7 protein-coding genes are annotated in these 6508 nt (G+C 68.1%); 6 read left to right on the top strand and 1 reads right to left on the bottom strand.

What is annotated here, in order from left to right:
- Positions 1-19 precede the first annotated feature (19 nt).
- Genes bioB through WAW17_RS10475 form a run of 3 tightly spaced genes read left to right on the top strand, consistent with a single transcriptional unit; the run spans position 20 to position 1900 of the window.
- Complete coding sequence (gene bioB, locus WAW17_RS10485; protein ID WP_422332920.1) at positions 20-1033, top strand: biotin synthase BioB; 1014 nt, start codon at positions 20-22, stop codon at positions 1031-1033.
- Positions 1020-1280 carry a hypothetical protein gene (locus WAW17_RS10480; protein WP_422332919.1) on the top strand — a complete coding sequence of 87 codons (261 nt, stop codon included), beginning with the start codon at positions 1020-1022 and terminating at the stop codon, positions 1278-1280. The genes bioB and WAW17_RS10480 overlap by 14 nt, the downstream gene beginning before the upstream one ends.
- A gap of 11 nt (positions 1281-1291) precedes the next feature.
- On the top strand, positions 1292-1900 hold the full coding sequence (locus WAW17_RS10475) for a DUF2567 domain-containing protein (protein WP_422332918.1): 609 nt from the start codon (positions 1292-1294) through the stop codon (positions 1898-1900).
- Positions 1901-1931: 31 nt separating this feature from the next.
- Here WAW17_RS10475 and WAW17_RS10470 read toward each other — a convergent pair whose 3' ends face one another.
- Positions 1932-2666 carry an NUDIX hydrolase gene (locus tag WAW17_RS10470; RefSeq protein ID WP_422332917.1) on the bottom strand — a complete coding sequence of 245 codons (735 nt, stop codon included), beginning with the start codon at positions 2664-2666 and terminating at the stop codon, positions 1932-1934.
- Between the two features lie 74 nt (positions 2667-2740).
- On the opposite strand from WAW17_RS10470, the gene nadA reads away from it, so the two are divergent.
- From nadA to nadC, 3 genes are read left to right on the top strand one after another with little or no spacing between them, the layout of a single operon-like run.
- Positions 2741-3775: a quinolinate synthase NadA gene (gene nadA, locus WAW17_RS10465; protein WP_422332916.1), complete on the top strand. Its 1035-nt coding sequence runs from the start codon at positions 2741-2743 to the stop codon at positions 3773-3775.
- Positions 3772-5355: an L-aspartate oxidase gene (locus WAW17_RS10460; protein ID WP_422332915.1), complete on the top strand. Its 1584-nt coding sequence runs from the start codon at positions 3772-3774 to the stop codon at positions 5353-5355. The genes nadA and WAW17_RS10460 overlap by 4 nt, the downstream gene beginning before the upstream one ends.
- Positions 5355-6230 (top strand): carboxylating nicotinate-nucleotide diphosphorylase, encoded by an 876-nt coding sequence (gene nadC / locus WAW17_RS10455; RefSeq protein WP_422332914.1) that lies wholly within the window; start codon positions 5355-5357, stop codon positions 6228-6230. The genes WAW17_RS10460 and nadC overlap by 1 nt, the downstream gene beginning before the upstream one ends.
- The last annotated feature ends 278 nt before the right edge of the window (positions 6231-6508 follow it).

Raw genomic sequence — 6508 nt, 5'->3', positions numbered from 1 at the left:
CGGTCTCCAGGAGATACGTGTGACGTCGGCCCCAGTCCGGACAGATATCCTCGCCCTCGCCCGTGAGCAGGTTCTAGGGCGCGGCGAACCGCTCGATCAGAGCCAGGTGCTCGAGGTGCTCGAGCTGCCCGACGACCGACTCGAGGAACTGCTCGCCCTGGCGCACGACGTGCGCATGAAGTGGTGCGGCCCCGAAGTCGAGGTCGAGGGAATTATCAGCCTCAAGACCGGTGGATGTCCGGAGGACTGCCACTTCTGCTCGCAGTCCGGGCTGTTCCAGTCGCCGGTCCGCGCCGCGTGGCTCGACATCCCGTCCCTCGTGGAAGCGGCCAAGCAGACCGCGAAGTCGGGGGCCACCGAATTCTGCATCGTGGCGGCCGTGCGCGGACCCGACGAGCGGCTCCTAGCGCAGGTGGCAGCCGGTATCGAGGCGATTCGCAACGAGGTCGACATCCAGATCGCGTGCTCGCTGGGCATGCTCACGCAGGAGCAGGTCGACCAACTCGCCGCGATGGGTGTGCACCGGTACAACCACAACCTCGAGACATCGAAGTCGCACTTCCCGAACGTCGTCACCACGCACACGTGGGACGAACGATGGAACACCCTCCGCATGGTCCGCGACGCGGGCATGGAGGTGTGCTGCGGTGGCATTCTCGGCATGGGGGAGAGCCTCGAGCAGCGGGCCGAGTTCGCGGCGAACCTCGCCGAACTCGAACCCGACGAGGTGCCGCTGAACTTCCTCAATCCCCGCCCGGGCACTCCGTTCGGCGATCTCGAGGTCCTGCCGGCGACCGAGGCGCTCAGGTCGGTGGCAGCCTTCCGGCTGGCGCTGCCGCGGACCATCCTCCGCTTCGCCGGCGGTCGAGAGATCACCCTCGGTGATCTCGGTGCCAAGCAGGGCATTCTCGGTGGGATCAACGCCGTCATCGTCGGCAACTACCTGACGACCCTCGGCCGCCCGGCCGAACAAGACCTCGACTTGCTCGTCGATCTGCAGATGCCGATCAAGGCGCTCAATGACACCCTCTGAGACACCCTCTGAGACACCCTCTGACGGAGAACTGCTGGTGGAGGAGCGCTACAACCCGTACACCGGGCGTCGTGTCGTGGCCGGAACCCCGGACGCCGTGCCCGCCGCCGCTCGCCTCGGTCTCGAGCCTCCTCGTTTCTGTGAGGAGTGCGGTCGCCGCATGATCGTCCAGATCAGCCCGGACGGGTGGTGGGCAAAATGTTCCCGCCACGGTGTGTTCGACTCGATCGGGCACGGTCGGCGGTAGCGTCGTAAGGCGTGAGCACGCTTCTGTCGACCAGGCTTCGATCCTCCCTGGGAATCTTCTCTGTGACGGTAGTGGCCAGTGCGCTCGTGGGCGTTGTGTGGGGACTGCTCGCACCGGCGGAACATCTGCTCGTGGTGTCTGCCGGCCGCGGCGTGTCGCTGACGGGGGAGAGTGTTCACCGATTCGATGCGGCCGCCATGTTCGCGTGTGCGGGGCTGGTGACCGGGATTCTCGCCGCCGCCGCGGCGTGGACGGAGCGGCGCAGTCGGGGACCGGCGGCTCTCGGTGCCCTCGTGGCAGGCGCTGTGGTCGGCGCCGGGGCGATGGCGCTCGTCGGAATGGGCGTCGCGGCGTTGCGTTTTCCCGACCCCGACACGTCGGAATCGGGCCTCGTCGTGGCCATGGCACCCGGTATCGGGACCGTGCTGGTCCTCATCTTCCAGCCCCTCGCTGCCTGCGTCGTGACGCTCGTGCTGGCTGCCCTGAACCCGTACGACGACCTCGGTGTCACCGACCACGCTGAACACATCGACAATATCGACCACGCCGACGATGCTCCACCGATCGAGCACGCTGTGGAGTTGCCGGGCGAGGAGCAGGCGGTCGTCGACCGGGCCTGAAACCCGCGCCGCTCAACGGTTTTCGACACGATCAGCTCGGCGGACGCAACGCGGCGAACTCGTCGGTGACCCGCAGAGTGGAGTCGGTGAACCGATAGAGCGCGGGCGGGCGGCCGCCGGACTTCCCGGACGGCGCGGTGTTGCCGGTCGGCGTGAGGACGCCTCGTCGTCCGAGGACCCGCTGGAGATTGGTGGCGTCCACCTGGTATCCGAGTGCTGCGCAATAGATCTCACGAAGGGTCGACATGGCGAATTCCTCGGGGGCGAGCCCGAACGCGATGTTCGTGTACGACAGCTTGGCGGCGAGCCTTGCCCGGGCGTGACGGACGACGGTGCCGTGGTCGAATGCCGTCTCGGGTAGCGCAGAGACCGGGTGCCATGCGGTGTCGGGAGGCAGTTGCGGATCGGAAGTCAGCGGCACGAGACCGAGGAAGGTGGACGCGATGGTGCGGGGCCCGGGCACGCGGTGGGGGTCGCTGAACACCGACAGCTGCTCGAGGTGTGCGACCTTCTGTACATCCACTTTCTCGGCGAGCTGCCGGCGGGCGGAGGTGGTGAGGTCTTCGTCGTTGCGCAGAATCCCGCCCGGCAGTGACCAGGTGCCTGCCTGGGGATCGAGCGCTCGTTGCCACAACAGCACCGCGAGCTCGTCCGCCACGCCCGCGTGACGCGGATCACCCCTCTGAGCTGCAGTGATGCGGTCGGGGAAGTGTCGAACCTGGAACACTGCGGTGAGCACTTCGTGCCGGGTGTTACTATGGGCCATGTTTTCGATCCTAAGTCGAAAACCTCGATGATGGAAATTCGGGCCAGCCCGAGTCCACTGTGAAGGAGCAAGCCATGACGACCACGTTGTGGGCGGGGACCACTCCGCAGATTCAGGACGGACCCGGCGGCTACACGGGGGTCGAGGCAAGCGAGGAATGGGCGGCCGAGATCAAACGTCTCGCGCGCGCGAAGGGCGCCACGCTGCTTGCGCACAACTACCAGCTTCCCGCCATCCAGGATGTCGCCGACCACGTGGGCGACTCCCTGGCGCTCTCGCGGATCGCCGCCGAGGCTCCCGAGGAAACCATCGTCTTCTGCGGCGTGCACTTCATGGCCGAGACCGCGAAGATCCTCAGCCCGTCCAAGACCGTCCTGATCCCGGACGAGCGCGCCGGCTGCTCGCTGGCGGACTCGATCGATGCGGACCAACTGCGTGAGTGGAAGGCCGAGTTCCCGGATGCCGTGGTCGTGTCCTACGTCAACACCACCGCCGAGGTGAAGGGTCTGACGGACATCTGCTGCACGTCGTCCAATGCAGTCGACGTCGTGGCCTCGATCGATCCGGACCGTGAGGTGCTTTTCCTTCCCGACCAGTTCCTCGGCGCACACGTCAAGCGCGTCACGGGACGCGAGAACATGCACATCTGGGCCGGCGAATGCCACGTGCACGCCGGTATCAACGGTGACGAGCTCACCGCGAAGGCGAAGGCGCACCCCGACGCCGAACTGTTCGTCCACCCCGAGTGCGGGTGCGCCACGTCGGCGCTCTACCTCGCCGGTGAGGGTTTCGTGCCCGAGGACAGGGTGAAGATCCTGTCCACCGGGGGCATGCTGGACGCCGCCCGGGCTACCGGGGCCAAGCAGGTTCTCGTCGCCACCGAGGTCGGAATGCTGCATCAACTGCGCAAGGCCGCACCGGACGTCGACTTCCAGGCCGTCAACGATCGCGCGTCCTGCCCGTACATGAAGATGATCACCCCCGCCGCACTGCTCCGCTGCCTCGTCGAGGGCAAGGACGAGGTGCACGTCGATCTCGAGACCGCAGAGCGTGCCCGGAAGTCGGTGCAGCGCATGATCGAGATCGGGAACCCGGGCGGCGGCGAGTGACCAGCCCGACCCGGGGCATTTCCTGGGAAGAGCACGCGGACCTGGTGGTGGTCGGCGGCGGGGTGGCAGGACTGACCGCCGCACGCACAGCGTCGTTGCGCGGCCTGCGCGTGCTCATCGTCAGCAAGGGAGGGCCGACGGACACCGCTACCCAGTACGCCCAGGGCGGCATCGCCGTGGTGGGGGACGTGGCCACCGATTCGGTCGAATCGCACGTGACCGACACCTGTGCGGCAGGTGTCGGCCTCTGCGACGAGGCTGCCGTGCGATCCATCGTGTCCGGTGGACAGGCCGCGGTGGCCGCTCTCACCGATCTCGGTGCGGTCTTCGATCGCGGTCGGGACGGAATTCTCTCCCGCACCCGCGAGGGCGGGCACAGCACGCGGCGGATCATTCACGCCGGTGGCGACGCCACGGGCGCCGAAGTACAGCGGGCACTCGGTGCCGCCGGTCTTCCGGTGCTCTTCGACACCGCCGCGGTACGGGTGCTCACCAACCCCCGTGGGGTGACGGGTCTGCTCGTCGACGCGCCCTGCGGGCTCGGGGTCATCCACTCGCCGTCCGTTCTGCTCGCGACGGGCGGGCTCGGACAGTTGTACGCCTGCAGCACCAATCCGCCCGGGGCCACCGCAGACGGCATCGCCCTGGCTCTGGACGCAGGTGTCGCGGTCGCGGACCTCGAATTCGTCCAGTTCCACCCCACCGTCCTGTTCGCTGCCGATGGTCTGGGTCGGCGTCCCCTGATCAGCGAGGCGGTCCGCGGGGAGGGGGCGGTCCTCGTCGACACGCGTGGCACCTCCGTCACGGCGGGCGTCCACCCGCTCGGTGATCTGGCGCCCCGCGACGTCGTGTCCCGGGCCATCGCCTCCCGCCTCCGTGAACTCGGCGACGACCACGTCTACCTCGACGCCCGGCGGTTGTCCGGTTTCGCACAGCGATTCCCCACGGTGACGGCCTCATGCCTGGCGGCCGGGATCGATCCACGGGAGCAGTTGATTCCCGTGGCACCAGCCGCCCACTATGCGTGTGGCGGCGTGGTCACCGACGTCCACGGACGCACCGCTGTGGATGGCCTGTACGCCGCGGGTGAAGTGGCGCGGACCGGTGTGCACGGCGCGAACAGGCTGGCCTCCAACAGCCTCCTCGAGGGCCTGGTGGTCGGTGAGCGCGTCGGTGCGGTAGCCGCCGAACGCTCGGGACTGCGGGTGGAAGCGGTCGCCCCGGCGCCGCGTGCCCTCCGGTCCGTGCCGCGGGAAGTGGTGCAGCGGTTGATGACCGACAACGCCTCGGTGGTCCGGGATGGTGCCGGCCTCGCAACCGTGGCCGCGACGTTGGCTGCCGCTCCGCGGGTGGTGCCCCACGGCGCCGCGCTCGAGGACGCGGCCCTCACCGTCACCGCGTCGGCGCTCGTTCTGGCAGCGGGTGCCCGCGCCGAGAGTCGCGGCTGCCATACCCGCAGCGACTATCCGGAGACCTCGGAGGAATGGCATCGGAGCACACAGGTCCGCCTGCGTGACGGCGAACTCGAACTCCTCCAACCCGACCCCACCTTCGAACCGCAATATTCAGGAGTGCTGTAATGCCCGCCCCCGCGCCTTCGCTTCCCTCCGGTCTCGACATCGACGAGGTGCGTGCGCTCGTCCGGCTCGCGCTGGACGAGGATCTGCGTTACGGGCCGGATATCACCTCGGCGGCCACCGTGCCCGCCGATGCGGTCGCCAAGGCGTCCGTGGTGTCCCGGGCCCACGGCACCGTCGCAGGACTCGACGTCGGTCTGCTCGTCCTCGACGAGGTGATCGGGGAGGGCCGGTACGAGGTACTCGATCGCGTGGCCGACGGCACCAGCATCACTCCCGGACAGTCGGTGCTGACCGTGTCGGCACCGACCCGCGGGCTGCTCACCGCGGAGCGCACGATGCTCAATCTCGTGTGCCACCTCTCCGGCATCGCCACCGCCACCGCGGCCTGGGTGGATGCGATCGAGGGCACCGGAGCCAAGATTCGCGACAGCCGCAAAACGCTGCCGGGACTTCGCGCATTGCAGAAGTACGCCGTCCGGGTGGGCGGGGGAGTCAACCATCGCATGGGCCTCGGCGACGCCGCACTGATCAAGGACAACCACGTCGCCGCCGCCGGTTCCGTGGTGGCCGCCCTGCGTGCGGTACGTGAGGCCGCCCCGGACATCGAATGCGAGGTGGAGGTCGACAGCCTCGCGCAACTCGACGAGGTACTCGCCGAGAACGTGGAACTCGTACTGCTCGACAACTTCCCGTTGTGGCAGACGCAGATCGCCGTGCAGCGCCGCGACGCCGTCGCGCCCGACACCAAGCTGGAGTCGTCCGGCGGACTTACGCTCGACGTGGCGGCGGAATACGCCGGCACCGGTGTCGACTACCTCGCCGTCGGTGCCCTCACCCACTCGGTCACCGTGCTGGACCTCGGTCTCGATATGTGACCCCCACGGGTCTGGCGGTACTCACAGGTCAGGTGGTGCTCACCGGTCAGGCGGCGGGGTGCACGGTTGCCGACGCACCCGACACTGCACACTGCATCTGTCACGGCTCGCGCGGATTCTACGGCGTAATGTCTTCTGCTCTCGCTCGCCCGTCTCGTGGCCCGTCTTCTTCAAAAACCTGCTCTCCGGAATCCGCGCGTAGGTAATCCACTTCGGCCTCGAGCGCGAGGACGCGACGGTACAGCGCCTGGATACAGGCCATGCACACACCGTTCGCA

Origin of the sequence: Rhodococcus sp. (in: high G+C Gram-positive bacteria), from assembly GCF_049286785.1 — a bacterium.
Classification (GTDB): Bacteria; Actinomycetota; Actinomycetes; order Mycobacteriales; family Mycobacteriaceae; genus Rhodococcus_F.
This window is presented reverse-complemented; position numbering and strand designations above follow the sequence as displayed.